The 26,912-nt window shown below is 61.8% G+C and carries 25 protein-coding genes; 16 read left to right on the top strand and 9 right to left on the bottom strand.

The genetic code is table 11. The features are described from left to right. The first annotated feature begins 49 nt into the window (after positions 1 to 49). Positions 50 to 1,396 carry a hypothetical protein gene (locus tag CQ002_RS26170; protein WP_105162610.1) on the top strand — a complete coding sequence of 449 codons (1,347 nt, stop codon included), beginning with the start codon at positions 50 to 52 and terminating at the stop codon, positions 1,394 to 1,396. A 95-nt stretch (positions 1,397 to 1,491) separates the two neighbouring features. Next, the gene (gene msrA / locus CQ002_RS26175) at positions 1,492 to 1,998 is read left to right on the top strand and encodes a peptide-methionine (S)-S-oxide reductase MsrA (protein ID WP_034107703.1); all 507 of its coding nucleotides are present in this window, start codon (positions 1,492 to 1,494) and stop codon (positions 1,996 to 1,998) included. A 332-nt stretch (positions 1,999 to 2,330) separates the two neighbouring features. Here msrA and CQ002_RS26180 read toward each other — a convergent pair whose 3' ends face one another. The 4 genes from CQ002_RS26180 to CQ002_RS26195 all read right to left on the bottom strand — a co-directional run bounded on the left by CQ002_RS26180 (position 2,331) and on the right by CQ002_RS26195 (position 5,514). Further along, on the bottom strand, positions 2,331 to 3,584 hold the full coding sequence (locus CQ002_RS26180) for an NAD(P)/FAD-dependent oxidoreductase (protein ID WP_105162609.1): 1,254 nt from the start codon (positions 3,582 to 3,584) through the stop codon (positions 2,331 to 2,333). Between the two features lie 76 nt (positions 3,585 to 3,660). Continuing rightward, positions 3,661 to 4,101, bottom strand: a complete 441-nt coding sequence (locus CQ002_RS26185; RefSeq protein ID WP_105162608.1) for a type II 3-dehydroquinate dehydratase — start codon at positions 4,099 to 4,101, stop codon at positions 3,661 to 3,663. 13 nt (positions 4,102 to 4,114) lie between these two features. Then, the gene (locus tag CQ002_RS26190) at positions 4,115 to 5,095 is read right to left on the bottom strand and encodes an NAD(P)H-quinone oxidoreductase (protein ID WP_105162607.1); all 981 of its coding nucleotides are present in this window, start codon (positions 5,093 to 5,095) and stop codon (positions 4,115 to 4,117) included. Beyond that, on the bottom strand, positions 5,092 to 5,514 hold the full coding sequence (locus CQ002_RS26195; protein ID WP_065904398.1) for a RidA family protein: 423 nt from the start codon (positions 5,512 to 5,514) through the stop codon (positions 5,092 to 5,094). Before CQ002_RS26195 ends, CQ002_RS26190 begins: the two co-directional genes overlap by 4 nt. Before the next feature lie 182 nt (positions 5,515 to 5,696). Between CQ002_RS26195 and CQ002_RS26200 the strand changes: the two genes are divergently transcribed. The 7 genes from CQ002_RS26200 (at position 5,697) to argE (ending at position 12,782) form a co-directional block, all read left to right on the top strand. Continuing rightward, positions 5,697 to 6,686 carry a LysR family transcriptional regulator gene (locus tag CQ002_RS26200; RefSeq protein WP_034107694.1) on the top strand — a complete coding sequence of 330 codons (990 nt, stop codon included), beginning with the start codon at positions 5,697 to 5,699 and terminating at the stop codon, positions 6,684 to 6,686. A 189-nt stretch (positions 6,687 to 6,875) separates the two neighbouring features. Further along, positions 6,876 to 8,393, top strand: coding sequence for an amino acid ABC transporter permease/ATP-binding protein (locus CQ002_RS26205; RefSeq protein ID WP_105162606.1), 1,518 nt, complete (start codon positions 6,876 to 6,878; stop codon positions 8,391 to 8,393). A gap of 27 nt (positions 8,394 to 8,420) precedes the next feature. Continuing rightward, positions 8,421 to 9,293, top strand: a complete 873-nt coding sequence (locus CQ002_RS26210; RefSeq protein WP_105162605.1) for a phytanoyl-CoA dioxygenase family protein — start codon at positions 8,421 to 8,423, stop codon at positions 9,291 to 9,293. Between the two features lie 40 nt (positions 9,294 to 9,333). Continuing rightward, positions 9,334 to 10,164, top strand: a complete 831-nt coding sequence (locus tag CQ002_RS26215) for an ABC transporter substrate-binding protein (RefSeq protein ID WP_034107687.1) — start codon at positions 9,334 to 9,336, stop codon at positions 10,162 to 10,164. Positions 10,165 to 10,218: 54 nt separating this feature from the next. After that, positions 10,219 to 10,950, top strand: coding sequence for a class II aldolase and adducin N-terminal domain-containing protein (locus CQ002_RS26220; RefSeq protein WP_034107686.1), 732 nt, complete (start codon positions 10,219 to 10,221; stop codon positions 10,948 to 10,950). A gap of 9 nt (positions 10,951 to 10,959) precedes the next feature. Next, positions 10,960 to 11,634, top strand: a complete 675-nt coding sequence (locus tag CQ002_RS26225) for a DUF1028 domain-containing protein (protein ID WP_034107685.1) — start codon at positions 10,960 to 10,962, stop codon at positions 11,632 to 11,634. Next, a complete protein-coding gene (gene argE / locus CQ002_RS26230) occupies positions 11,631 to 12,782 on the top strand; it encodes an acetylornithine deacetylase (protein ID WP_098467015.1) in 1,152 nt (383 codons plus the stop codon). The genes CQ002_RS26225 and argE overlap by 4 nt, the downstream gene beginning before the upstream one ends. Positions 12,783 to 12,917: 135 nt before the next feature. Here the strand turns inward: argE and CQ002_RS26235 are convergent, their stop codons facing one another. Continuing rightward, the gene (locus CQ002_RS26235; RefSeq protein WP_105162604.1) at positions 12,918 to 14,159 is read right to left on the bottom strand and encodes an acyl-CoA dehydrogenase family protein; all 1,242 of its coding nucleotides are present in this window, start codon (positions 14,157 to 14,159) and stop codon (positions 12,918 to 12,920) included. Positions 14,160 to 14,400: 241 nt separating this feature from the next. On the opposite strand from CQ002_RS26235, the gene CQ002_RS26240 reads away from it, so the two are divergent. Beyond that, positions 14,401 to 15,324 carry an ABC transporter substrate-binding protein gene (locus CQ002_RS26240; protein WP_034107682.1) on the top strand — a complete coding sequence of 308 codons (924 nt, stop codon included), beginning with the start codon at positions 14,401 to 14,403 and terminating at the stop codon, positions 15,322 to 15,324. A 231-nt stretch (positions 15,325 to 15,555) separates the two neighbouring features. Here the strand turns inward: CQ002_RS26240 and gudD are convergent, their stop codons facing one another. Together gudD and CQ002_RS26250 are read right to left on the bottom strand one after the other, a co-directional pair. Further along, positions 15,556 to 16,881 (bottom strand): glucarate dehydratase, encoded by a 1,326-nt coding sequence (gene gudD / locus CQ002_RS26245; protein ID WP_105162603.1) that lies wholly within the window; start codon positions 16,879 to 16,881, stop codon positions 15,556 to 15,558. Positions 16,882 to 16,900: 19 nt separating this feature from the next. After that, the gene (locus CQ002_RS26250; RefSeq protein WP_105162602.1) at positions 16,901 to 18,259 is read right to left on the bottom strand and encodes an MFS transporter; all 1,359 of its coding nucleotides are present in this window, start codon (positions 18,257 to 18,259) and stop codon (positions 16,901 to 16,903) included. A 337-nt stretch (positions 18,260 to 18,596) separates the two neighbouring features. Here CQ002_RS26250 and CQ002_RS26255 point away from each other — a divergent pair, with 337 nt between their 5' ends. The 4 genes from CQ002_RS26255 to CQ002_RS26270 all read left to right on the top strand — a co-directional run bounded on the left by CQ002_RS26255 (position 18,597) and on the right by CQ002_RS26270 (position 24,214). Further along, complete coding sequence (locus CQ002_RS26255) at positions 18,597 to 19,316, top strand: FadR/GntR family transcriptional regulator (RefSeq protein WP_034107679.1); 720 nt, start codon at positions 18,597 to 18,599, stop codon at positions 19,314 to 19,316. Continuing rightward, positions 19,313 to 20,008, top strand: a complete 696-nt coding sequence (locus CQ002_RS26260; RefSeq protein WP_105162601.1) for a tRNA (adenine(22)-N(1))-methyltransferase TrmK — start codon at positions 19,313 to 19,315, stop codon at positions 20,006 to 20,008. The genes CQ002_RS26255 and CQ002_RS26260 overlap by 4 nt, the downstream gene beginning before the upstream one ends. Before the next feature lie 1,029 nt (positions 20,009 to 21,037). Beyond that, on the top strand, positions 21,038 to 22,411 hold the full coding sequence (locus CQ002_RS26265; protein WP_371919474.1) for a methyl-accepting chemotaxis protein: 1,374 nt from the start codon (positions 21,038 to 21,040) through the stop codon (positions 22,409 to 22,411). A 75-nt stretch (positions 22,412 to 22,486) separates the two neighbouring features. Continuing rightward, positions 22,487 to 24,214, top strand: coding sequence for an OPT family oligopeptide transporter (locus CQ002_RS26270; RefSeq protein WP_105162599.1), 1,728 nt, complete (start codon positions 22,487 to 22,489; stop codon positions 24,212 to 24,214). Positions 24,215 to 24,252: 38 nt separating this feature from the next. Here CQ002_RS26270 and CQ002_RS26275 read toward each other — a convergent pair whose 3' ends face one another. Then, positions 24,253 to 24,693 carry a hotdog fold domain-containing protein gene (locus tag CQ002_RS26275; RefSeq protein ID WP_034107675.1) on the bottom strand — a complete coding sequence of 147 codons (441 nt, stop codon included), beginning with the start codon at positions 24,691 to 24,693 and terminating at the stop codon, positions 24,253 to 24,255. Between the two features lie 135 nt (positions 24,694 to 24,828). Between CQ002_RS26275 and CQ002_RS26280 the strand changes: the two genes are divergently transcribed. Both CQ002_RS26280 and CQ002_RS26285 read left to right on the top strand, forming a co-directional pair. Then, positions 24,829 to 25,467, top strand: coding sequence for a TetR/AcrR family transcriptional regulator (locus tag CQ002_RS26280; RefSeq protein WP_105162598.1), 639 nt, complete (start codon positions 24,829 to 24,831; stop codon positions 25,465 to 25,467). Positions 25,468 to 25,535: 68 nt separating this feature from the next. Beyond that, the gene (locus tag CQ002_RS26285; protein WP_034107673.1) at positions 25,536 to 26,162 is read left to right on the top strand and encodes a glutathione S-transferase family protein; all 627 of its coding nucleotides are present in this window, start codon (positions 25,536 to 25,538) and stop codon (positions 26,160 to 26,162) included. On the opposite strand, the gene CQ002_RS26290 is transcribed toward CQ002_RS26285, so the two are convergent. Next, the gene (locus CQ002_RS26290) at positions 26,163 to 26,789 is read right to left on the bottom strand and encodes a LysE family translocator (RefSeq protein ID WP_034107672.1); all 627 of its coding nucleotides are present in this window, start codon (positions 26,787 to 26,789) and stop codon (positions 26,163 to 26,165) included. It lies immediately after the preceding gene. Between the last annotated feature and the right edge of the window lie 123 nt (positions 26,790 to 26,912).

Raw genomic sequence — 26,912 nt, forward strand, 5'->3', positions numbered from 1 at the left:
GAAACCTTTTGTATGAACGTTCACATGCCGTTAAGCAAGGTGAATTCTAATGATCACTATCAATCCTTCTGCATCATCGTCTAACACCCGCGTGACGAGTGATTCCCCAAGCGTTGCTACTGCGTACGCGGTCTCGTCTGATAATGGCAGCACTGATGCGCTCACTGCCACAAGCAATAACGGCATCGCCACCGTCTCGATCCTGGCGCGTCAATTGAATGAGGCGGCAATACGGGCTGAAATACCACTGGGCCAACAGAGCGCCGATTCACTCGAGGCGATCACCGACAATAAGTATTTCGCCAATAAGGCGCAACATGACGCAGAGATTCCAACTACCCGCCACCCGGAACTCTTGGCACGTGCGCGACAAGCGACCGGTTTCCTCAATGGGCATGACAGCAACCCCTTCAACGGCCTAGGGCGAGATCAACTCAACCTGATCGCCCGCGACAACGGTGGCGCCTTCACGGTTAACGAGCGACGGGCGGCGTGGGAATCGATACAGTCGATGGAGTCTTCAGCCAATTCGGGTACGAAGTCACCCCCCGCTACGGGTTACGAGATTATGATTTCGCGCTTGTTTCGCGGCAGCGAACCACCCGTCGCCCATCCACCTGCGACCTTTGAGAATGGCGCTCAACGGCGCAGCGAATTCCTCACGCGGGATGACCGTGCTTTGATATCGGATATGTACGCTTATGCACAGTCAGAAGGTGCGGATCTACGTCACGTCGACCTCTTGGTTCATGCACTTGCAAACTATCGTCATTACAGCGACGGTCGCCAGCTCATTGGCAGTAATGGCTACTACGTAGACGAGTATTGGACAACGTTCGATTTCAAGCCTGAGGACGCCGCCATTGCTTCAAGCGTTTTGACCAGTTCAGCGTTCAGCAGCACCCGTATCGACCAGGGCTTCGTGCGACACATTTTGAGTCCAGACAACGGGGCGTTCACCCATATTGGCGGCATACCGTTCCTGGAGCGGATGGTGAAAATATTCTCCAGTGAAGGCGCGGATCAACCCCCACTCGGCAGTGAGTTCGCCACCTTTGAATACGCCAAGGCCGCGGACCATATCGTCACCACCACGCACAAGGACATAAAGCTACCCCCCTCCAAGGTGATCACCGACGTCGTCAACGGGGTCTGGAACCTCACCGAATACGGCAAGGCCGCCGGCTATACGATGGATAAGTCCAATGGCCGGATATACAAAGTCACTGACCTGCAGAGCGATAAAGTGCAACAGCGTTCGACCTCGGAGGTTCTTGCCGGTGAGTTGCCCACTCACACGCTCCTGGGCAGCCTCGCAGACACCCGCGACCCGCCCAAGGCACGCTGGATCTGGCCCGGGCATCTGTTCAAACTGATGAAAAACTTCAAACCCTGAGGTCTCGGCTCGCTGCGTGATAAGAGCGTGAATCTTGCTATTGGCCAACACAGCCCCATAACTACGTCTGTATCCACCAAACGCAAGGGCAGACCATGACCAATTCAACCGAAACCGCCATCCTCGCCGGCGGCTGCTTCTGGGGCATGCAAGACCTGCTCCGACGCTACCCCGGCGTGCTGCAGACCCGCGTCGGCTACACCGGCGGCGACGTGCCGAACGCGACCTACCGCAACCACGGCAACCATGCCGAAGCGATCGAAATCGTATTTGACCCGGCGGTGATCACCTACCGGCAGATTCTTGAGTTCTTTTTCCAGATCCATGACCCGAGCACGCCTAACCGTCAGGGCAATGACGTTGGTCCGAGCTATCGTTCGGCGATTTATTACTTGAGCGAGCAGCAGCGCGATATTGCCGAGGATACCGCTGCGGATGTGGAGGCTTCGAAGCTGTGGCCGGGTCGGGTGGTGACAGAGATCGAGCCGGCCGGACCGTTTTGGGAGGCGGAGCCGGAGCATCAGGATTATCTGGAGCGAATTCCTAATGGGTATACGTGCCACTTTATCCGGCCGAACTGGAAGCTGCCCAAGCGTGGCTGAAAGCACTGTATGAAATCGCGAGTCGTTGTAAGAGGGTTACGACGACTCGTGAATCGATGGGCTAAAAACTTGAAGCGCTAGCGTTCAGCTAGCGCAGCCTCCCGGCTACTAAACAGAGGGGGCCAGCTGTGCGCAGGTTAGTAGACGGGGGAAACACACAAAGCCGGCGGATTCTGACGCACCTGTAGGCAATCGAGCACAGTGGTGAAGCTTGCTGCAGGACATATCCCGGCGGAGGCTGGCGGTCATCGTAGCCTTGCCAAGGCTCGACGACGCCCACAGGGGAGCGGCGTTGTGTGTGGGCGTTGTGGTTGCGAAAAGAACGCCCCTGCTTACTCAGGCTTTTTGTAGGCCTTGTACGCGTTCTGCAACACGATATGGTCCGCCACGTACTTCGCATCGTGCCACACCCCATAGATGAATGATGACGCGCGGTTGACCAGGTTCGGCAGCCCCAAAAAGTAAATGCCGCTTTGCGCCGAAATCCCGCGCTTGTGGAACGGCTCGCCGTTGTCGTCAAACGCATCCACTTTCAACCAGCTGAAATCGAATGTGAAACCGGTCGCCCACAGGATGGTGGTCACGCCGGCCTCAGCCAGATCCAGGCTGAGGGTCGGATTCACCAGGCACTCCGGGTCGGGCAACAATTCCCAGGCTTGCGGCTCCAGGGGGAACGGCAACCCATTCGCCTCGATGTAGGCATCTGCATCGCGCAGCACATCAAAGTAAGCGCGGTCGCCTTCGGCCACGTTCTCGGCCAAGCCCGGCTGGAACGTCATGACACCGTCCGCCCAATCCTGGGTGACGCCCACCAGTTGAATCCCTTGGTGCGCGAGTCGGCGGAAGTCGACGGTCTTGCCACCCTCATAGCCACTCACTGCAAACGCCACGTGCTTCTTCTTCGGCTGGATTTTGACTTCGTCCCACAGGCCCAGCGCACCCAACCACCAGCAGTAGTCGCGGCTGCGGTAGGCGCGGGGCGGGCGGTAGTGTTCGCCGACCGAGAGGTACACGGTCTTGCCGGCCTTTTGCAATTCTTCGGCGATCTGCGAGCCGGAAGCGCCGGCGCCGACCACGAGTACGGCACCTTCGGGCAGTTGGCCAGGGTTCTTGTAGGCAGAGGAATGCAGTTGATGAATTGGCGCGCTGGCGGGGACGATATTCGGGATGGACGGGCGCTGGAACGGGCCGGTGGCAGCAACTACGTTGGCGGCTTCGATCACGCCGGCCGAGGTGGTGACCTTGAACCCGGGGCGGCCCATATGGCGCTCCACCGACTGTACGTCCACACCCGTGCGTACCGGGGCCTGCAACTGGTGCACATAGGCTTCGAAGTAGTCCGCCATGCGTTCTTTCGGTGGAAAGGCCTCGGGTGAAATCCCTTCAAAAGCAAGGCCGGGGAAGCGGTCGTGCCAGGCCGGGCCGTTGGCGACGAGGGAGTCCCAGCGTTCCGAGCGCCAGCGTTCGGCGATGCGGTGGCGCTCGAGCACGATGTGGGGCACGCCCATCAGGGACAGGTGTTCGCTCATGGCGACACCGGCCTGGCCTGCGCCGACTACCAGGGTGTTGATGGTTTCTACTGACATGGGCGGTTCCTGGAAAGTGAGGGTTTGTCTGCAACATCGATTTCAACCGGAGGCGCTGGCTTGATGCGTTGTGGTTTCAAGATGTCAGCAACGCAGCGACGGCAGTCAGTGCCAGTTCATAACCCAGCGTCCCTAGCCCGGCGATCACGCCGGTAGCGGCTTTGGACACGTAGGAGTGATGCCGGAAGCTTTCGCGCTTCCAGATATTGCTCATGTGCGCTTCGATGATCGGGCCGTCGAAGGCCAGCAGTGCGTCAAGGATCGGCACGCTGCTGTAGCTCAGCCCGGCCGCGTTGATCACGATGGCGTCGGCGTTCAAGCGTGCTTCCTGGAGCCAGTCCACCAGCACGCCTTCGTGGTTGCTCTGGCGAAAGTCCAGGGTCAGGCCCAGCGCGGCAGCATGGCGTTGGCAACGGGCTTCGATGCTGGCGAAACTTTCGCTGCCGTAGGTGCCGTTTTTGTCCAGCCCGTAGAGGTTGGCGTTGGGCCCGTTGAGGAAAAACACGCGGTGGGTCATGAGGGGCTCCAGGTTATTCGGCGACGGTCAGCACGACTTTGCCGACATTGGCATTGGCTTCCAGCAGGCGGTGCGCGTCGGCGGCTTGAGCCAGTGGCAACAGTGCATGGACCTGCGGGCGCACCAAACCGGAGGCCAGCCAGGGCAGGAAACGCGAACGGATGCACACGGCCAGGCGGGCTTTTTCGGCATGGCTTTTGGGGCGCAGGGTGGAGGAGGTGAGGCTGAGGTTTTTGCGCATCAGCACCTGTAAGTCCAACTCGATGCGGGCGCCTTGCAGGAACGACAGGCTCACGTGCCGAGCGCCCATGGCCATGGCGGCAAGGTTGCGCGCCACGTAAGGGCCGCCGACGTTATCCAGCACCACGTCGACGCCGCGCCCTTCGGTGCAGTCGTTTACTGCGTCGACGAAGTCTTCAAGGTGACGGTCAACCGCGCGCCATACGCCCAGCGCTTGCAGCATCGCGACTTTCTGCGGGCCGCCTGCGGTGGCAATCACTCGCGCACCGGCGGCGTGCGCACACTGCACGGCAAAGCTGCCGACGCCACTCGCGGCACCGTGGATCAGCGCCGTGTCGCCACTGCGCAAACGGCCCAGTTCAAACAGGTTATGCCACACGGCAAACGCCGCTTCCGGCACCCCAGCGGCATCGTGCAGTGACAAGCCCGCAGGCACCGGCAAGCAATGCGCCGCCTGCGCCACGCAGTATTCGGCGTAGCCGCCGCCATTGAGCAAGGCCATCACGCGATCGCCGGTGGCGAACTCATCCACATCCGCGCCCACCGCGACAACCATGCCCGCTGCTTCCAGGCCCAGCACATCGGTGACACCCGGGGGAATGGGCGAGCCATTGCGTTGCATCAGGTCGGGCCGATTGACCCCAGCCGCCGCTACACGAATCAGCACTTCACCGGCGTGCAATGGCGGGACAGGGCGCTCTACCACCTGCAGCACCTCTGGGCCGCCGGGCTCGCGGGCGATTACCGCTTTCATACGGTCCAGTCGTCTGGCACCACGGCGATCACGTCGATCTCCATCAACCATTCTGGTTGCCCCAGGCCGGAGATCACCAGCCCGGTTGAAATGGGGAACACGCCCTTGAGCCATTTGCCGACTTCCTGGTACACCGGCTCGCGGTAACGCGGGTCGATCAAGTAGGTGGTGGTCTTGACGATATGCGACAGGTCCGAGCCCGCCTCTTCAAGCAGTTGCTTGACGTTTTTCATTGCCTGCTCGGCCTGGGCTCGCGGGTCGCCAAGGCCGACCAGGTTGCCGTCGAAGTCGGTGCCGATCTGACCGCGTACGTAAATGGTATTGCCGGCGCGCACGGCCTGGCACAGGTCGTTGTCCAGCGCCTGGTTGGGGTAGGTCTGCCGGGTGTTGAACATGCGGATGCGGGTGTGGGTAGGCATGACGGAGGCTCGTGGGAAGCGGAATGAATCCAGCTTCACACCGCCCCGGTTCCGGCGAAACCAGCATTTGCGCGGGGTAGTGCTTAGGAAAAACCGAAGCCCGTGCAGGTCATCGGTTGGCGCCTGACCCGGCACGAACCCTGCAACGTGACCTGTACAGTCATTGTTGAGGGGCAGGCGTAATGCTCAGTCGTATTACTCAGCGTCAACTGGAGTATTTCGTTGCGTCGGGAGAGGCGGGCAGCATCAGTGCGGCCGCCGAGCGCATCCACGTGTCGTCGCCGTCGATCTCGGCGGCGATCACGCATATGGAGGCGGAATTGGGTATCCAGCTGTTTATCCGCCACCACGCCCAGGGCATTTCACTCACGGCAGTAGGGCGCCTGGTGATGCAGGAGGCCAAGCTGATCCTGGAGCAGATGACCAACCTCTACACCATAGCGTCGGAGTCATTGAACACCGTGCGCGGGCCGTTGCGGGTGGGCTGCCTGGAGTCGCTGGCGCCGATGATCACGCCTGAATTGGTGTTCGGTTTCGGCCGTGCGTTTCCCGGCGTGCGGCTGACGCAAGCCGAGGGCAACCACGAGGAATTGCTGGAGAAATTGCGCAGCGGTGAGCTGGACATTGCCCTGACCTACGACCTGGTGACCAGCCCGGACATCGACTTCCAACCCCTGGCGCAGTTGCCGCCTTATGTCATGGTCGGCGAGTACCACCCACTGGCGAGCTTGCCGGCGGTGAGCATGCAAGACCTTGAGGCCTACCCGGTGGTGCTGCTCGACACGCCGTGGAGCCGCGACTATTTCCTCAGCCTGTTTATCCAGGCGGGCACCACGCCGAACATCATCATGCGTTCCACCAACCTCGAAACGGTGCGCGCCATGGTTGGCAATGGGATCGGCTATTCCTTCGCGAATGCACGGCCCAAATCGAACATGTCCCAGGACGGCAAACGCGTGATTCGCCTGCGCCTGGCGGGCGCGCACCGGCCGATGCGCCTGGGCTACGCCACGGCCAGCAATACCCAGCTGTCGCGGGTGGTGTCGGCGTTTGCCGAGCGGTGCCGCATGTTTGTGTCCGACCAATACATCCCCGGCATGGCACCGCCGAGTTTTTTTGACCCGCATGCGGTGCGCGATTGTCGGAGCGAGCTTGCTCGCGAAGCTCGGTAACGATCACGCGGCAACCCGGTTTTGCACCGAAATGCGGCGCGCGACGCGCCGTGAATTGCGGCGTGCACCCTTTTGAGCTGCATAGGTTCTGCCTACCCAGTGCCCCGGCTTTTACGAATTGACCCCAAGTGCCTCCCCCCACGACTCTGAACCCATCGATGTAGATCAACTTCTCAGGGCACGGCGACGATGACATTCGACTGGAATTACATGTTTGGTTTGCTGGCCGATGCCGAGTTCTGGCGCGCGACGTGGACGGTGATCAAGCTCAGTACCCTGACCTGGGTCTTGAGCATTGGCCTGGGTTTTCTGCTGGCCCTGGCCAAGCAATCCAGGCATGGCCTGCTCAGCGTGCCGGCCCGTGGCTACATCTGGCTGTTCCGCAGCCTGCCACTGCTGGTGCTGCTGATCTTTATCTACAACCTGCCCCAGGCGCTGCCCGGCACGTCGGCGGTGCTGGCCGACCCGTTCTGGTCCGGCCTGCTGGCCCTGGTGATCTGCGAGACCGCCTACGTGGCCGAGATCCATCGCGGTGGCCTGCTTTCGATTCCCAAGGGGCAGGGCGAGGCGGCGCGGGCGCTGGGCCTGAAGTTCTTCGGCACCCAATGGCGCGTGGTGATTCCCCAGGCGCTGCGGGTGGCGTTGCCGTCGCTGGCCAACGAATACATCTCCATCGTCAAGCTCACCTCGCTGGTGTCGGTGATCTCCCTGACCGAGATCCTGATGGTCGGCCAGCGCCTGTATTCGCAGAACTTCCTGGTGATCGAAACCATGGCGGCGGTGGCATTCTTCTACGTGTTTATCGTCACGGTGTTCGACTTCCTGCTCAAGCGCCTGGAGCGCTTTCTCGACGTCAACCAGCGCAATGTTTCCCGCGTTCCCGACGCGGCAGTGCTGGCCCTCGCGACTCAACAGCGCACGGCCTTGGCGCGCCCGGCCACCAGTGGCGAGCCCGCGCTGCATGCCACACGGCTGCACAAGGCCTACAACGACATCGAGGTGCTGGGCTCGGTCAACCTGCAGATCCAGCCGGGTGAAGTGGTGTCGGTGATCGGCCCGTCGGGCTCCGGCAAGACCACGCTGATCCGCTTGCTCAATGGCCTTGAGCAACTGGATAACGGCGAGATCCGGATCAACGGCCAGCCGTTCATTCACTTAAATAAAGTCGGCGCGCACAAACCCCAGTACATCGAGCACGCCGAGCATCGCCTGAACATCGGCATGGTGTTCCAGAGCTTCAACCTGTTCCCGCATTTGAGCGTGCTCGACAACCTGCTGATGGCGCCCAAATACCACCGCCTGGGAGCGACCTGCGACCTCAAGCAACAGGCCTACGCGCTGCTGCACAAGGTCGGCATGCTCGACCACGCCTGGAAGTACCCGCACCAGCTGTCCGGTGGCCAACAGCAACGCGTGGCCATCGCCCGCGCCCTGATGATGCGCCCGCAGATCATGCTGTTCGACGAGCCGACCTCGGCGCTCGACCCGGAGAAAGTCAACGAAGTGCTGCAAGTGATCGAGGCCCTGGCCGAGGAGGGCATCACCATGGTGATCGTCACCCACGAGATGAACTTTGCCTTCAAGGTTTCCGACCGCATCGTGTTCATGGAGAAGGGCCGCGTGGTCTGCGACGACACGCCGGGCGCCCTGCGCAGCGGCCACAACCCACGCGTGGAGGCGTTCCTCAAGGACGTCTCGCTGGCGTGATCTCTTTAACGTTCAGGACACCCTAAAATGATCGAGCAATCGCAAATCGAACAATTCCAGCGTGATGGATTCCTGGTGGTAGAAGGCGTGCTGTCGGTGGACGAAGTGGCCGCACTGCAGCACGACTTCGACCAGTGGGTAGAAGAAAGCCGCGGCCATGACCGGGGTTGGGGCACCACCGTGGATGGCCGCGAGCGCTTTGACCTGGAGGGTGATCACCGCGCCGATCACCCGTCGCTGCGCCGGGTCAGTTCGCCCACCGAGATTTCCCCGGCTTACGAACGCGTGGCGTTGCACTCGCGGATGGCGGCGATTTGCGCGCAGTTGATCGGCGCCCAGGGCACACGTTTTCACCACAGCAAGATCAACTCCAAACTGCCCCATACCGCGACCCAAGTGAAGTGGCACCAGGACTTCCTGTTCACACCCCACAGCAACGATGACATCGTCACCGCCTTGCTGATGGTCAGTGAAGTCACACCGGAAAACGGCCCGTTGAACGTGATCCCCGGCAGCCACAAAGGCCCGCTGTGGTCGCACTGGCAGCACCAGCGGTTCACCGGTTCGGTGGACGATGCGGTGGTCGAGGAACACTGCCAGCAACCGGTCGCCTGCTATGGCCCGGCGGGCTCCGTGTGCTTCATGCACACCCGCCTCCTGCATGCTTCCAGCCCTAACGAGACCGAACTCCCGCGCACCCTCTTCATCAGCGTTTACGCAGCTGAAGATGCGCTGCCATTCGGCGAGAACCCGCTGCCCAGTGCACATGCCGGCCTGCTGGTGGCCGGTGAAGAAAGCGGCTTGGTGCGTTCCACGGCCAACCACATGCGCTTGCCGCAGAAGCCCCGTGGCGCCTCGTTCTTCGTGCAACAGGCAGGACAAGATTCAGTCACTGCCTAACCCAATTCCTTGCTACCCAAACCCCTCGCAGGTAATCACCATGACAGCGTTTCGTAAAAGTGTTCGTCCCCTCGCCGTGTGCCTGCTGGGCGCAGCGGTTGCGATGACTTCGTTGGCGGCTTCGGCGTTCCAGCAGGAAGGCAAGATCATCGCTGGCTCCGATGTGACGTTCTTTCCCTATGAGTACATGGATAACAACAAGCCCGCAGGCTTTGACATCGAGTTCATGGACGGCCTGGGCAAGGTCATGGGGCGCAAGGTCGAGACCCTCGACACACGCTTCCCCAACCTGATCACCGGCCTGCAGGCCGGGCGTTTCGATGTGACCAACTCGTCGATGTACATCACCGCCGAGCGGGTCAAGGTCATCGACATGATCCCTTATCTGAAAAGCGGCGAGTCGATCCTGACCCTCAAGGACAGCACGTTCCAGCCCAAGACCCCGGAAGAGTTCTGCGGCCACAAGATCGGCTCCATGGGCGCGACCTCGTGGCTGGCGCAGATGAACAAGCTGTCGGCGGAGTACTGCGTGGCCAAGGGCTTGAAGCCGATCCAGATCAGCGAATACAGCACCGACCCGCAAACCACCCAGGCCCTGTTGGCCCACGCGGTTGAAGCGCAAATCACCGACGCCGCCGTGGCCCGAGGCGTGATCGACAAACTCGGCAACCGCGTGGTGATCTCGTCCGACACGTTGATCTACCCGGTACTGAATGGCTTCGGTGTGAAGAAGGGCAATGACACAGTGAAGAAGGCCTTGCTCGACGGCCTGGAAAAATACCGCGCCACGCCGGAGTACGCCGCCTTGCTGAAGAAGTACAACTTCGAGGCGCCAACCGAGGCCGATATCGCGACGCTGATGCCGAAGTAAACCTATCAGCGCGTGCCGCATTCGCGTGCGGCCGCGCCCTGCGGAGACCGATTCATGGCGTTATCCCACGAAGAACAGACGCGCATCGACCTGGCGGCGACCTTTCGCATCATTGCGCACCTGGGCATGCATGAAGCGGTGGCCAACCACTTCAGCGCCGCGGTGTCGGCCGACGGCAAACAGTTTTTGCTCAACCCGAAGTGGAAGCACTTCTCGCGTATCCGCGCCAGTGACCTGTTGCTGCTGAACGCGGACGACACGACCTGTGCCGACCATCCCAACGTGGACGCCACCGCCTGGTCGATCCACGGGCAGATTCATCGGCTGCTGCCGCACACCCGTGCGGTACTGCACTTGCACCCGGTGTACACCACGGCGGTGGCGTGCCTGGCCACGCCGCACATCCCGCCGATCGACCAGAACACCGCACGGTATTTCAACCGCGTGGCGGTGGACGAGTTGTACGGCGGCATGGCCGACACCGAGGCCGAAGGCGCGCGCCTGGCCGGGCTGCTCGATGGCAAGAGCCGCCTGCTGATGGGCAACCATGGCGTGATGGTGACGGCGGGGTCCATCGGTGAGGCGTTTGACGATATCTGGACCCTGGAACGCGCCTGCCAGATTCTCGTGACGGCCTGGTCGACCGGGCAGCCGCTGCGGGTGTTGTCCGATGAAGTGGCGGAGAAAACCGCGCGGGGTTGGGAAGGCATTGCCGATTTTTCCCGCCAGCATTTCGAAGAAATGAAGCAGTTGATGATCGACGCTGACCCTTCAGTGCTCGACTGAGGAAACCCCATGACTTTTTCCGTTGTCGCCCGCTGCGCCGAGACGGGGCAGTTGGGTATCGCCATCAGCTCATCGAGCATTGCGGTGGGCGCGCGTTGCCCGTGGCTACGGCCGGGCGTGGGCGCGGTGGCGTCGCAGAACATCACCTTGCCAAGCCTTGGGCCGCAAGTGCTGGACTTGCTGGAACAGGGCCTGGCGCCCAGTGAAGCGCTGGCCACCGTGATCGCGCAGGATCACAGCCAATACCGCCAGGTGACGGTCATTGATAGCCAGGGCCGCACCGCGCATTTCAGTGGTGCGCAGACCTTGGGTATTTATAACGCGGTGAGTGGCGAGCAGTGCGTGGCGGCCGGGAACATGTTGGCCAACCCCGGCGTGATCACTGCCATGGTGGCGGCGTTTGAAACGGCCTCCGGGCACCTCGCCGACCGCCTGCTGGCCGCAATGCATGCCGGCGTGGCCGGCGGTGGCGAAGCCGGGCCGGTGCATTCGGCGGCGCTGGTCATCGTCGATGACCTGTTGTGGCCGGTCGTGAACCTGCGCGTGGACTGGGCTGACGCCGACCCGATCAGCACCCTCGACCACCTCTGGCAGGTCTATCGCGGGCAATTGCAGGACTACATCGACCGCGCCATTAACCCGCAGATAGCACCCGGCTACGCCGTGCCGGGAGATGACCGATGAACACGAGCCGCGACCTGCTGGCGCAGTTGGTACGCTTCGACACCACCAGCCGCGAGTCCAACCTGGCCTTGATCGACTTCGTGCGCACGTACTTGCAGGACCATGGCGTGGCCTGCGAGCTGGTGTACAACGAGCACAAGAGCAAGGCCAACCTGTTGGCGACCATTGGCCCGGCGGACGTGCCCGGCATCGTGTTGTCCGGACATACCGATGTGGTGCCGGTGGACGGTCAACGCTGGAGCGTGGCGCCGTTCGAGCTGACCGAGAAGGACGGCAAGCTGCATGGCCGTGGCACTGCGGACATGAAGGGCTACATCGCCTGTGTGCTGGCGTGCGTGCCGGCCCTGGTAAAGGCGCCGTTGCGCCTGCCGGTGCATATCGCGCTGTCTTACGATGAGGAAGTCGGCTGCCTGGGCGTACGTTCGCTGATCGAGCGGTTTCATGGGCACGCGGTCAAGCCGTTGTTGTGTGTGATCGGCGAACCCACCGAACTCAAGCCGGTGCTGGGCCACAAAGGCAAGCTGGCGATGCGTTGCCATGTGCAGGGCGCGGCGTGCCACTCGGCCTATGCGCCGTCGGGCGTGAATGCCATTGAATACGCCGCGCGCTTGATCAGCGAGCTGGTGCGTCTGGGCGAAACGCTCAAGGCGCCAGAGCATCTGGATGCGCGTTTTGATCCGGCGTTTTCCACGGTGCAGACCGGCCTGGTCAACGGCGGCAAGGCGCTGAATATCGTCCCGCAGGAATGCACGTTCGACTTTGAAGTGCGCTCGCTGCCGGCCCAGGATCCGTGGCAGGTGGTGCAGCATTTACAGGGGTACGCTGAACACACGTTGTTGCCGGCGATGCGGGCGGTGAGCGGGCAATCGGCGATCAGCATCAGCGAACTGTCGAGTTACCCGGGCCTGGCCACGTCGCTGGAAAGCCAGGCGGCCGAGTGGGTTGCGCAGTTCTGCGGCTCGCGGGAATTTGGCACGGTGGCCTTTGGTACAGAGGGCGGCCTGTTCGACCAGGCTGGCATTCCCACGGTGGTGTGCGGCCCCGGCAGTATGGAGCAGGGGCACAAGCCGGATGAGTTCATCAGCATGGAGCAACTGCAGGCGTGTGACCGCATGTTGGCGCGGGTGGTGGCGTTTGCGAGCCGTTAAGGCAGGCGCCGATCAGCATTGTGGGAGCGGGCTTGCTCGCGAATGCAGTCGGTCAGCCAATCGATTATTGACTGGCCCACCGCATTCGCGGGCAAGCCCGCTCCCACATGTGCCCTGTGGTGTGCCTTTTAGCTGTCAAGTTTTTGCCACGCCCACTCGCCATTGCGCCGGCGGCAGGCTTGCGTTCACCAGGTAATCGCCCACGATCCGCGACTTGTATACGCGCGGGTTATGGTTCGCCAGGGTTCGCGCATTGCGCCACAGCCGGTCCAGCGCCTTGCTGCTGGCGGTGGCGCTGGCCCCCAGGGCATCGAACAAGGCGGTGGTGGCGGCCAGGGTTGCATCCACCACCGGGTTCACCGCCAGGCATACTTCCAGTTCGGCCAGCGCAACCTGCGGATCGTCATCGTGCAACGGCTGGTCGTGGGCGATCACGTACTGCGCCGTTTGCTCCAGGCGTTGCGCCGCTTGTTGGGCAATGGCTTGCGCGGCGTAGGCCTGGCTCGCGACTTCACCGATCACCTGCAGCAGTTGCACGTCCTGGCCTGCGGTGTCGGCATTGCCGGTGGTGAACGTGCGTGCGCGTTTGCTGAGTTCTTCGGCACCGCTAAGTGCGGCGCGCCGGGCGATGCCGGCGAGGGTGCTGAGGTGGTAGAGCTGGAAGAACGATTGCCCATGCCCGAAGCGCTGTTGGGTGGGGCGCACGTCGTCGTCCACCACCGGCGCGTTATCGAACAGGCAGGTGCCGCTGGCGGTGAGGCGTTGGCCGAAGCCGTTCCAGTCATCGACGATCCGCACACCGGGGGCCTTGAGGTCGACGACCACGCTGTAGATCGTGCCGTCTTCGCCGGTGGCAATGGTGTTGATCAGGTCGCTGTAGAGCGCGCCGGTGGTGTAGAACTTTTGACCGCTGATCCGCAGCGAGCCGTCTTCGTCACGGTGCAGGCGGGTGCCGAAATCGCCCCGAGCCTGATGGCCGACTTCGGTGCTGCCGGGGGAGAGCAGGGCGCCCTGGCCGAGTCGGTCGAGCCACTTCGCGCGCCAGTCGAGGTCCTTGGCGCTGAGCACGTCTTCGCAGAAACCAAAATGGCCACGTAAGGCCTGGGTGATGTTGGAGTCGGCAGCGGATAGCTCCGTGAGCAGTGTGAGCAACTCGACCAGGGTGGCGTCCTGTCCGCCATAGCTGGCCGGCAGGCGCCAACGCGGCAAGCCCAGCGCATTCAGTTGCTGGATCACCGTGGCAAGGCTGGCGCGTGTCTGATCCGCCTCGGCGGCCTGTGCGAGTATGTGTGCAAACAATGGACGAAACGGCGCGGCCAGTTGTTCGTAGCGGGCAGTGGGCGGTGTGCCCCAGATATTCAAAGCGGAAGTCGACATGCAATGGACCTTGCAGAAAGTGGTTCAGGTGCTGGGGTCCAGTGGTCTGGTGACGTCACCCTAACTCAGGGACGGCAAAGTTTTTAATACGAAAAGCAGCTAGCAACCTGTGCGACCGTTCTATCGATAGTGCGCAACAGTATTAAACCTCGTTGTGTTATTGCGATAGCTTCTACGTCGAACGACCAGACTGCACGCCCACAGATGGTTGCATCCGCCATCTAACCCCGTGGGATTTATCATGATCAATCGTCGAACACTGCTTTCCTTGCTGGGCCTTGCTTGCTTGACGCTGCAGGGGCCTTCGGCCTGGGCAGCGGAGCCCCTGACCCTCACCGTGGGCGACCAGTTCTTCTCCAACCGTATCGTGTTGGAGCTGTCCGGGGAGCTGAAAGACCTGCCATACACGATCGACTTCAAACGCTTCAATACCGGTTCCCCGGTGGCCTCTGCCGTGGCCAGCGGTGCGCTGGACGTGGGCATTGTCGGTGATACCCCGGTGATCAGCCTGGCCGCCAATGGCGCACCGGTGAAGGTGGTCGCCAGTACCCAGACCAGCCTCGACGGTGTGGGCATTGTCGCGCGCAAGGGCATTCATTCGGTGGCCGACCTCAAAGGCAAGACCGTGGCCATCTGGAACGGCTCGTGGAGCCAGCAGTTGGCGTACAAGGCCCTGGATGAGGCCGGTGTGCCGCGCAGCAGCGTCCACTTCAAATACCTGTTGCCGGCAGAAGCCAGCCTGGCGTTGACCCAAGGCGACATCGATGCCTTCGGCACGTGGGAACCCTATGTGTCGTTGCAGGAAAAAGAGGGCAGCACCCTGATCCGCAATGCCAAGGGCCTGATGAGCGCGCCCACTTACATCGTGGCGTACGAGCCAGCCCTGGCGCAGAAAAGCGCGATCATCAAAGACTTCATCGCCCGCCTTACCCGCGCTCGGGTGTGGAGCAACACGCACATCGATGAGTACGCCGAAGCCTGGTCCAAGGCCAACCAGTCGACGCCGGAAATTGCCAAGGTGTGGTTCAAGCGCGACGCGATCAAGGTGCTGCCGATCTCGCCGACAATTGTCAGCGAGGCCCAGGCCACGGCGGATTTCCTGGTGGATGCGCAGATGTTGAAGCAGCGGTATGACGTGGCGCCGTTGTTTGACCGGGTGCTTTAAACGCGGGGCAAACAAGCGCTCATAGTCTCGACGGACTGTTCGTGCAACCGATGGCCACCAGAAAAGCACCTGTGGTCGCTGGCAAGCCTTGATGTTCAAGGCGCGGTAACAGCCAGTCAGGGAGCGCATGCCCGAGCATGACACTGGTCAAATGTGGGAGCGAGCAAGCCTGCTCCCACATTGGGGCCCTGGTTTTTCAGGGGGTAATGGGTGTGACCGGGTGCAATGTACTCAGCGCACCAGGCAGGGCTGCTTGTTGTTGAAGCGCCACCCCGGCATCAAAAACTGCATCGCCACGCTGTCATCCCGCGCTCCGAGCCCCATGCCTTTGTAGACGTCGTGGGCCTTGGCCACGGCGTCCATGTCGATCTCCACGCCCAGGCCAGGTTTGCTCGGTACTTTCACGTAGCCGCCTTCGATTTTCAGCGGTTCCTGGGTCAGGCGTTGGCCGTCCTGCCAGATCCAGTGGGTGTCGATGGCCGTGATGTCGCCGGGCGCGGCAGCCGCGACCTGGGTGAACATCGCCAGGGAAATATCGAAGTGATTGTTGGAGTGCGAGCCCCAGGTCAGGCCCCATTCATGGCACATCTGCGCCACGCGTACCGAGCCTTGCAGGGTCCAGAAGTGCGGGTCGGCGAGGGGGATATCCACCGATTGCAGTTGGATGGCATGGCCCATTTCGCGCCAGTCGGTGGCAATCATGTTGGTGGCAGTCTTGAGGCCGGTGGCGCGGCGGAATTCAGCCATGACTTCACGGCCCGAGTAGCCGTTTTCCGCGCCGCAAGGGTCTTCGGCATAGGCGAGTACGTGGTGCTGGTCGCGGCACAGGCGGATGGCTTCTTTCAATGACCAGGCGCCATTCGGGTCGAGGGTGATGCGCGCATCCGGGAAGCGTTCGGCCAGGGCGGTGACGGCTTCGATTTCGGCATCGCCACTGAGTACGCCGCCCTTGAGCTTGAAGTCGTTGAAGCCGTACTTGGCTTGTGCGGCCTCGGCCAGGCGCACCACGGCCTCGCTGGTCAGGGCCTTTTCGTGACGCAGGCGGAACCACTCATCGTCGCTGTCGGCCTCGTTGCGGTAGGCGAGATCGGTCGCGTGGCGGTCGCCGACATAGAACAGGTAGCCGAGCATTTTCACCGCATCGCGTTGCTGTCCTTCGCCGAGCAAGGCGGCTACGGGGACTTCGAGGAATTGCCCCAGCAGGTCGAGCAGCGCGGCTTCCATGGCGGTGACGGCATGGATGGTGATGCGCAGGTCAAAGGTCTGCAGGCCACGGCCGGCCGCATCCCGTGAGGCAAAGGTGCTGCGCATCTGGTTGAGGACACGCTGGTACTGGCCGATCGGCTGGCCCACCACCAGGCTGCGGGCGTCTTCGAGCGTTTCGCGGATACGCTCGCCGCCGGGGACTTCACCCACGCCGGTATTGCCGCTGCTGTCCTTGAGGATGACGATATTGCGCGTGAAGTAGGGGCCATGGGCGCCGCTGAGGTTGAGCAGCATGCTGTCGTGGCCGGCGACGGGGATGACCTGGAAGTGAGTGACGACGGGAGTATTCATGGCAGGTTCCTAAAAGGGCTCAGAGAGGTTTGCTGATGGCAGCGCCTGTTGGCGCGCTGGGCGACGTCAACACGGCAGACGGCGACGTCTTGGCGAAGAACACCAGGATCGCGGCGAGCACCGAGGTGCCGGCCAGGCCGTAGAGGCCGCCCTGGATCGAGCCGGTGGTCTGTTCGAGAAAGCCGAAGGTGGTCGGCGCGACGAAGCCGCCCAGGTTGCCGATGGAGTTGATCAGCGCGATCACCGCTGCGGCGATGCGCACATCCAGGTAGCCCTGGGGGATCGGCCAGAACAGCGACGATGCCGACTTGAAGCCAATGGCCGCAAAACAGATCGCCACAAAAGCAAACACCGGCCCACCGGTGGTGGACATGAACATGCCGGCCGCAGCAATCAACAGCGCTGCCGCCACCCAGGCCTGCTGGAACTTGAACTTGCCCGACAGCGAAGCGAAGGCGTACATGGCGATGATCGAGATCAGCCAGGGAATCGAGTTGAAAAAGCCGACCTGCACATCACTCAAGTCACCCATTTTCTTGATGATGCTCGGCAGCCAGAAGGTCGCCGCGTAAATCGTCAGTTGGATGCAAAAGTACAGGGCGCAAAACAGCAGGATCTGACGGTCCTTGAGCAGTTTGCCAATCGTCGGTTTGACGGTGGTGAGGGCTTCACGTTCGCGCTGTTCCTGGTCGATAGCGTTGACCAGTGCGTCCTGTTCTTCGCGGGTCATCCATTTGGCGTCGTGGGGCTTGGAGTCCAGCCAGAACCACACAAAGAAACCGATCACCACCGAGGCCAGGCCTTCAATGGCAAACATCCACTGCCAGCCGTGAAAGCCAAACCCTTCGATCTGCAACAGCACCCCCGACAGCGGGCCGGAAATCAGCGAGGCCACCGCAGAACCACTGAGGAAAATCGCGATGGCTTTACCGCGCTCCACGCCCGGCAGCCAGCGGGTGAAATAGTAGATCACCCCAGGGAAGAAACCAGCTTCGGCCACGCCCAGCATAAATCGCAGGATGTAGAAGTGGGTTTCGTTCTGGATGAACGCCATTAACGTGGCGACGATGCCCCAGGTAAACATGATGCGGGTCAGCCAGATTCGCGCACCGACCTTTTGCAGCAGCATGTTGGAGGGCACTTCGAAGAGGGCGTAGCCAATGAAGAACAGCCCGGCACCGAAACCGTAGGCTGCGGCACCGATGCCCAGGTCGTGCTCCATGTGCGTGCGCACAAAGCCGATATTGACCCGGTCGATGTAGTTGAGGATGAACATGATCACGAACAGCGGGAGCACATGGCTCTTCACTTTGCTCACGGCGCGCGCGAGGGCCGAGTCAGTTTCTGGTGTGGCAGATGCATGGCTTGAATTGTTCACAATTCAAAACTCCCCCTGATTATTTTTATGCGGGATCGCGTGTCTTGTTGATAGACATCATACAAGTGCTTTTCGCTGGTTCGCAATGCAGGGGTGAGTGTTTTTGTTTTCATAACGCCAGTATCAGCGCTATCTATTTGGTTATTTGCCTTGTTTTACTGGCTGTTCGTTGATTTTTATCTGCGGTGATATGCGAGTGTAGGACTTAGGCGTCCACCGGAAGCGATGAGCGTTTGAGTTTGGTTGTCATACAAGGTAGGCGTTTTCTTAATCAACCCGCACCCACCCTCGGCCTGGGTGTTAAGCTCCCGACAGCTAACCCCGTGGACCCGTAGCAATGCCCATTGAAAGTGGAACCCCCATCCGTAGACGCTCTACCAACCTTGCCCAGGGCGTGGTCGATGCACTGACCCAGCGCATCCTACTTGGCCAGCTCAAGCCCGGCGAAAAACTGCCCTCGGAATCCACCATCGTGCTTGAGCACGGGGTGAGCCGGACCGTCGTGCGCGAAGCGATCTCCAAGTTGCAGGCGTCGGGATTGGTCGAGACCCGTCACGGCATCGGTACCTTTGTGCTGGAGCAGCAGGCCCAACAGGGGTTGCGCCTGCATGTAGACACGGTGGCCAGTGTGCGCAACATGCTCGAACTGCGCCTGGGCCTGGAGGTGCAAGCCGTGGCGCTGGCGGCCTTGCGCCGAACCGACGAACAGCTCGCCCACATGCGCCAGGCACTGGACGATTACCAGGCATCGCTGGCCAATAACGACAGTTGCGTGGAGGAAGACAAACGCTTTCACCAACTCATCGCTGAAGCCACCGGCAATACCTTCTTCACCGAAATCATGCTGCACCTGGGGAATGCGATGATCCCGCGCACCCAGGTGAAGGTGACTGAACGCGGTGGCGCCGACTTCGCCCAATTGGGCCAGCTGGCAAACCTGGAGCACGAGGCGATCTTCAACGCGATCAAACGCCAGGACCCGGACGCCGCGCGCGCCGCCATGGTGCTGCACTTGACCAACAGCCGGGATCGTTTTTCAGGGGAGCAGGGCCGTTGAACGAACACACGTTATCCCTGCGCCTGGAGCGCGTGGGTGCGAACATTCCGATGGGTGCCCGACTGGCCGATATCGGCTCCGACCACGGTTACCTGCCGGTGGCGTTGATGCGCCGGGGCGTGATCGCCTCGGCAGTGGCGGGGGAGGTGGCGACGACGCCCTTCTACGCAGCGCAGCGCACGGTGCGTGACAACGGCCTGGAGCAGCAGATCACCGTGCGCCTGGCCGATGGCCTGGCGGCCATCGAACCCCATGACGGCATCACCGCAATCAGCGTGTGCGGCATGGGCGGCGAGACGATCCGCGACATCCTCGAAAGCGGCAAGATGCACCTGAGTGGCCAGGAACGCTTGATCCTGCAACCCAACGGTGGCGAGCAACCGTTGCGCCAGTGGCTGATGGACAACGGCTACTCCATCGTCAGCGAAGAGTTGCTGCGCGAGAACCGTTTCTACTACGAGATCATCGTCGCCGAGCGCGCCGGGCCGGTGGCTTATACCGCTGAACAGCTGTACTTCGGCCCGCTGCAGATGCAGGCGCGTAGCCCGGCGTTTATTGGCAAGTGGCAGCGTCTGTTGCGCCAGAGGCAGAAGACCCTGGCCAGCCTGGAGCAGGCCAGGCAGGCGGTGCCGGAGCAGAAGGTGCAGGAAATTGCCCGGCAGGTGGGGTGGATTACTGCGCTACTGGCTTGATACACCTCAATTCAAACGTGATGACCACGTGAATGTGCACGCCAGTGAGCGAATTTGTAACGGTTGCGCCGCCATTGCAGCCACGTCAGCTCCCACACTGGAAGTGGGTTGTTTGTGGAATGTGCGCCATTAGTTACATGGGCGGTGATGCGATGAGTGCTTTCGCCCCATTAGTGTGCGCCGCGCATTATGTGTTGGGTGCGAACCGGCCTATTCCCGCGCTTCAGCCAACGGCCCATATCTTGCTAGTGCCTTCTCAATCAATGACATGGCATTTTGCTGCTAGTCATATCAAGGCGTTGCCCACGGTGCACCCCGTGGGTTGTTTTTGGGGAGTGGTCGTACATGCACAGCCTTTTGTCACCGGGTATCCGCCTGCTCGGACGTTTCGGTTTCGCGCGTAAATTCCAGATCCTGTTTTTCCTGTTCATGCTGCCCCTGGCGGGTAGCCTGTGGATGATCGGGTCGGACTACCGCGACAAATTAACCGTGATTTCCAGCGAGCAGTCCGGCGTTCGGCAACTGCTCGCCCTGGACGCCCTGGATGGCCAGTTAACGGCGCAGCGCAACCTGGCTGCGCGCTGGAAGGCGGCAGACATCCTGCACGCGCCAACGCCAGCGGCGAAGGCGGCGATGGAAAAAGTCGATGCCAATTTCCCGGTGATCCTGCAAAGCCTGCAAGCCCTGGGTGATTCGCTCAAAGCCCAGAATGCCAGTGCCGACATCCTGGCCCGCTTCGAAGACTTGCAGGCCACGGTCAAGGGCATGGACTCCCAATCCCTGCGCACCGTGGGTTGGTGGCCGGACGGGTACGACCGTTTCACCTCGGCCCTCACCGCCATGCAAACCCTGCGCGAGCAGATCACCCTGGATGCCGGGCTGATCCTCGACCCCTGGCTGGAAACCTACCTGCTGATGCAGATTTCCACTCAGCACACACCCGACCTGATCGAGCGTATCGGCCGCATGGCCAGTGTCGGTCAGTCGTCCATCGCGTCGGGGCAGTTCACGTTGCAGAGCCGCTTGCAGATGCGTGACTTGCGCGGCCGCATCGGCGATGCACGGGACCAGTTGGTCAAGGCCGCGGCGTCGCTCAAGGCCAAGCAATATGCGGGTCTTGAGCCCTGGACCGGGCAATACGACAACAGCTTGCAACGGCTGGACAACGAACTCAAAGTGCTCGACGACGGGGTATTCGGCGGCACCATCAAGCTCGACACCGCAGGCTTCGAGCGCAGTGTCGATGGGGTGCTCGACAGCTTGGGCGCGCTGCGTAGCCAGTCGCTCAGCTCGCTGGATGCGCGCCTGAGCTATTACCGCGATCGCTCGCTGCAGAAATTCATCCCCGTCGCCGCGACATTCAGTCTGTTGGCCTTGGCCGCGTTGTACCTGTTCATATGCCTGCAAGCCTCGATTCGCCGCAGCGCCAGTGGCATCACCACGCTGGCTGAGTCTCTGCGCGACGGCAACCTGTGCGTCGAGGTGGCGGTGGAAGGGCGCGACGAACTCGCGGCCATCAGCACTGCGCTGAACGTCGCGGTGGTGCAACTGCGCACCAGCCTGCTGGGGGTCAATCACGAGACGCAGCAACTCGGCTCGGCGGTGCTCACCCTCAATTCGCAATCGGGCAGCACGCTCACCGAAGTCGAAGACCAGCAACATCAAATCAGCCAGATTGCTGCTGCCGCCACCCAACTGGCCGCCACTTCGCTGGGCGTCGCCAGAAGTTGCGAACACGCCTCGGGTAGCGCCCAGCAGACCCGGCGTATTGCCGAAGACAGCAGCCGCGACAGCCAGCGCACGACGGCCAGCATCCAGCAGCTCAACCAGCGCCTGACCGATACTGCCGATGCACTGGAGCAAGTCAGCCAACAGGGCCAGCAGATTCAATCGGTGGTCGACACCATCCGCGGCATTGCCGAGCAGACCAACCTGCTGGCGCTCAACGCCGCCATCGAAGCCGCCCGCGCCGGCGAACAGGGCCGCGGTTTTGCCGTGGTAGCCGATGAAGTGCGCAGCCTGTCGCAACGCACCCAGGCCTCCACCGCGCAAATCGCCGGCACGGTCGACAGCCTGCGTGCCACGGTCAGCCAGGCGGTCACGTTGATGGGCGCTGCGTGTGAACAGGCACTGACGGATGCTGAATCCGTCACCGGGCTGGGCACACGTTTGGGCGAGATTGCCGGTGCGGTGCAACACGTCACCGACACCCTGGCGCAGATCGCCACTGCTGTTGAAGAACAAGCGGCGACGGCAGATGAAGTGAGCGGCAATATCCAGCAAGTGGACCAGGCGGCAGGGCGCTTGCTCGACGGCGCGCGGGCTGTGAACCGAGCGGCCGACACCTTGAGCAAAGGCAGCCAGGCATTGAGCGACAACACCGCGCGGTTTCGCCTGGGCTGAGCAATCGGATGAACCTTCGGCGGATACGGGGCTCACTTGTCAGGTAGCCCTGTTCCCTTGCCGAAAGGAATCCGCATGTCCGCAACGACCCTCCCGCACGGCCCCGTCACCCGCGAACTCAGCCTGCGCGCCGTCATCACCGGCAGTGTCCTCGGCATCCTGCTCACACCTTCCAATGTCTACGCCGGGTTGAAGATTGGTTGGTCGTTCAACATGTCGATCATCGCACTGTTGATTGGCTACGCCATCTTTCAAGGAGTGGCCAAGCGTTCCACCGACCACCTGCCGTGGACCTTGCATGAAAGCAACATCAACCAGACCGTCGCCTCGGCCGCCGCTTCAATCATTTCCGGCGGACTGGTAGCGCCGATCCCGGCCTATACCTTGCTGACGGGCAACCAGTTAGACGCTATCCCCATGATTGCCTGGGTGTTCTCGGTGAGTTTCCTGGGCATCTGGATCGCCTGGTATCTAAGGCCCTCGTTGCTGAATGACAAGGCGCTGAAATTCCCCGAGGGCATGGCCACCCTGGAAACCTTGCTGCACATCTACAACCATGGGCGCGAAGCCGCGACGCGCTTGAAGGTGCTGCTCGGCGCCGCGTTGCTCTCCGGGCTGGTCAAGTGGGTCGATAGTTTTATGTGGGCCTTCCCGCGCTGGTCGCCCAGCGCTCAGTTGGAGCGCCTGACCTTCACCGCCGACCCTTCGCTGTTGCTGGTGGGCTTCGGCGGTATCATCGGCATTCGCGTGGGCCTGACCCTGCTGCTCGGCGCCTTGCTCGCCTGGGGTGGCCTGGGCCCCTGGTTGTTGGCGCAACACCTGGTGACCTTGCCTGTGGGCAGCAGCGGTCCGCAGTTTGCCGCGCTGGTGGAGTGGTTGTTGTGGCCGGGCGTAAGCCTGATGGTGTGTTCCACCTTGGCCTCGCTGGCGATTCGTTTGTGGGCTTTGTACCGATCAACGCAATCCGGCGGCGAATCGACCTGGACGGTGCCAAAACCGGGACCTGCCGCCGGTTTTGTGCTGGCGATTGTGCTGGTGGTGAGCCTGCAGGCGCTGCTGTTCGGCATTCATCTGGGCATGGCGTTGCTCACGATCCCATTGGCGATTTGCCTCGCCGCCGTCGCCGCGCGCGTGGTGGGCGCCACCGGCATTCCGCCCATCGGCGCCATTGGGCAACTGTCCCAGCTGAGCTTTGGTATCGTCGCGCCGGGGCAGGTGCCGATCAACTTGATGAGCGCCAACACGGCTGGTGGCTCGGCCGGGCAGTGCACCGACTTGATGAATGATTTCAAGGTGGGCAAGGCCATTGGAGCCACGCCGCATAAGCAGGTGATCGCGCAGATCCTGGGGATTTTCATCGGCAGTATCGTTGGCGTATTCGCCTACCTGGCGTTGATCCCGGATCCGCAAACCATGCTGCTCACCGAGGAGTGGCCGGCCCCGGCGGTCGCTACCTGGAAAGCCGTGGCGCAAACCCTCACCCATGGGTTGGATTCACTGTCCACCAGCATTCGCTGGGCGATTGCCATCGGCGGCCTGGTTGGCGTAATGCTCGGTATGCTGGACAGCACCTTGCCTGCCCATCGTGCCCGCTTCCTCCCGAGTGCCGCCGCCCTGGGCCTGGCCTTCGTGCTGCCGGCCTCGGTCTCGCTGATGATGGCCCTGGGCGCGATACTGACCTGGCTGCTGAGCTGCCGCTGGCCGAGCCTCACCGAGCGCTTTGCGATTACCGCCGCCGCTGGCTTGATTGCGGGGGAGAGCATCACCGGCGTAGGTGCTTCACTGTGGTCGATGGTGCACTGACGCGTGGCTCGGCAGTTGCCGAGCCAGCCGCCATGGCCTCAGGCGATCTTCACGTTCATGGTGATCCTGGCGGTGAACACCTTCACTTCGCCCTCATCAAAAATATCCACCGGCACGATCTTGTCCCCCGCGGTGGACCAATCAATACCGCTGCCATCCGCTACGGCACGGATGTTCGACTTGGCCTTCGCCAGGTACTCCACGGTCATGCCCTTGGGGATCCATTTGGCACCTGACGGTATCGACACGTCCGTCATCGTTCCACCCGCCAATTCCGCCGCGTTGCACAACGCAATGGCATGCACGGACGCCAAGTGGTTGGTGATTTCCTTGCGAAACGGCACATTGACCACGGCATGCCCAGGGCGCAGTTCGGCGATTTCCGGGTTGATGGTGCTGAAGTAGGGCGCCACTTGGCAGGCCATTTGGCTGAACGCTGCAGGGCCTGCACTGTTGAACATGCTGAGAAACTGGCTCATGGATTATCCTCGCAATGGGTTGACAGAATAATATTCTGTGACGGAACAATATTCTGTAAATTCCACAGGTGTCAAGCCATGCCTTCTCTGCAGGCGGCTGTACCTTTAGACTCCGTACATTTGGCGAGCCACTTCATGCACGCACCTGACCTGATCGAGCGCACCTTCCCGGGCCGGCGCAGCGACCTCAAGCGCAGCATCCTGCGCGAGGCCCTGGCCAGCTTTAACGACGTGGGTATTGAAGCGACGAATATCGAAACCATCCGCGCGCGGTGCGAGACCAGCGTGGGCGCCATCTACCATCACTTCGGCAACAAGGAAGGTATCGTCGCCGCGCTGTTTTTTGCCGCGCTGGAAGATCAGGCCGCCTTGCGAGACCACTATCTGAAGCCGGCGCAAACCGCCCAGGCCGGTGTGGAAGCGCTGGTGCGCAGTTATGTGGAGTGGGTGGATGCGCAACCCGAATGGGCGCGCTTTATGTTCCAGAGCCGTTTCGCCGTGGCCAACGGCCCGCACAAGGACGAGCTGCTCACCCGCAACAAGCAGCGCAATGCGCAATTGACCGAGTGGATGAGCGACGAAGGCCGCCGCGAGGCGTTCAGCCATATCCCGTCAGAACTGCTGCTGTCGCTGATCATCGGCTCGGCCGAAAGCTATTCCCGTGCGTGGTTATCCGGCCGGGTCAAGCACAGCCCGAATCACTACGCCGCGTTGCTGGCGCAGGCGGCGTGGGCCTCGATCAGCCAAACGCCTGCACAATCGGCAGACATTTAATTGTCGGCACTCCTGGAGGCTGGCGTAGTCTGTTTCCAAGACATTCCTCTCGCCCTGCGGAGCCTTCAATGATTATCGTCCACCACCTCAACAATTCACGCTCGCAACGCATCCTGTGGCTGCTCGAAGAACTCGGCCTGCCCTACGAGATCAAGCGCTACCAACGCGACCCGAAAACCAACCTCGCCCCGCCAGAGCTCAAGGCCATCCACCCGCTGGGCAAATCCCCGGTGATCGAAGACGGTGGCCAGGTGCTGATCGAATCCGCCGCCATCATCGACTACTTGATCCGCCACCACGGCCAGGGCCGCCTGCAACCGGACCCCGCCAGCGCCACCTATGACACCTATGTGCAGTGGCTGCACTTCGCCGAAGGCTCGGCCATGTTGCCGTTGATGCTTAACCTCTACGTCGGCCGCCTGGGTGACGCTGGCGCACCGTTGCATCCGCGCATCGAATCGGAAGTGGCCAACTATTTGGGTTACCTGAACGACGCGCTGGCGGAGAAAGCGTACCTGCTGGGCGACGAGCTGAGTGGTGCGGATATCCAGATGAGCTTTATCGGCGAAATCGCCAAGGCCCAGGGCAAGCTGCAGGCCTACCCGAACCTGGCGGCCTGGGTGGAAAAATTCCAGGCGCGGCCTGCCTATCGCAAGGCGGTGGAGCAGGGTGGGGAGTATGCGTTTGCCAAGTGACTAGCGTTGCTGCAACGCCACCTTCAGGCCCAGGCCCATAAACAGTGTGCCGATGATTTTCCCTTCCCAGCGCCGCAACCGGGAAAGCCCCTTGATGCCTCGGCTCAAGGGGCGGATGGCGAGGGCGAGCAGGCTGGTGTAGACCGCGCTGAGCGCCGAGAATATCAGGCCCAGTACCGCGAACTGCACCAGCGATGAGCCAGATTCCGGGTGCACGAATTGCGGCAGGAAGGCCAGGAAGAAAATCGCAGTCTTCGGGTTGAGCAGTTCGGCGCCCACCGCCTGGAAAAACGCCTGGCGCGGCGTGACGGCGGGCAACGTCAGCCCTTTCTGAGTGCCGGTTTTGGCCATGAACGCGCGGATGCCCAAGTAGATCAGGTAAGCCGCGCCCGCCCACTTCACGGCGTTGAACGCCGTGGCCGAGGTCATCAAAATCGCCGACAACCCCAGCGCCGCGCCCAGGGTATGCAGCAGATCGCCGCACGCCACGCCCAGGCCGGTGGCAACCCCGACCTTGCGGCCGCCCTGCACAGTGCGGGTGATCACCAGCAACACGGACGGGCCGGGGATCAGGAAAAGGCCGATCACGACGGCGATATAGGTGATCAGGGAGGCGAGTTCAAACATGCTGGGCACTCTCGGAACGGGGCTCGACCGCCAGTTATCCCCAACTGGGCATTGTTTACAACTGTTAACGGATTCAACCGCGCAATCGCTATAGGCTTTGCGGTGTCCGTACAGGAGCCCCCG

Source organism: Pseudomonas sp. MYb13, assembly GCF_002980075.1.
GTDB classification, from domain to species: Bacteria; Pseudomonadota; Gammaproteobacteria; order Pseudomonadales; family Pseudomonadaceae; genus Aquipseudomonas; species Aquipseudomonas lurida.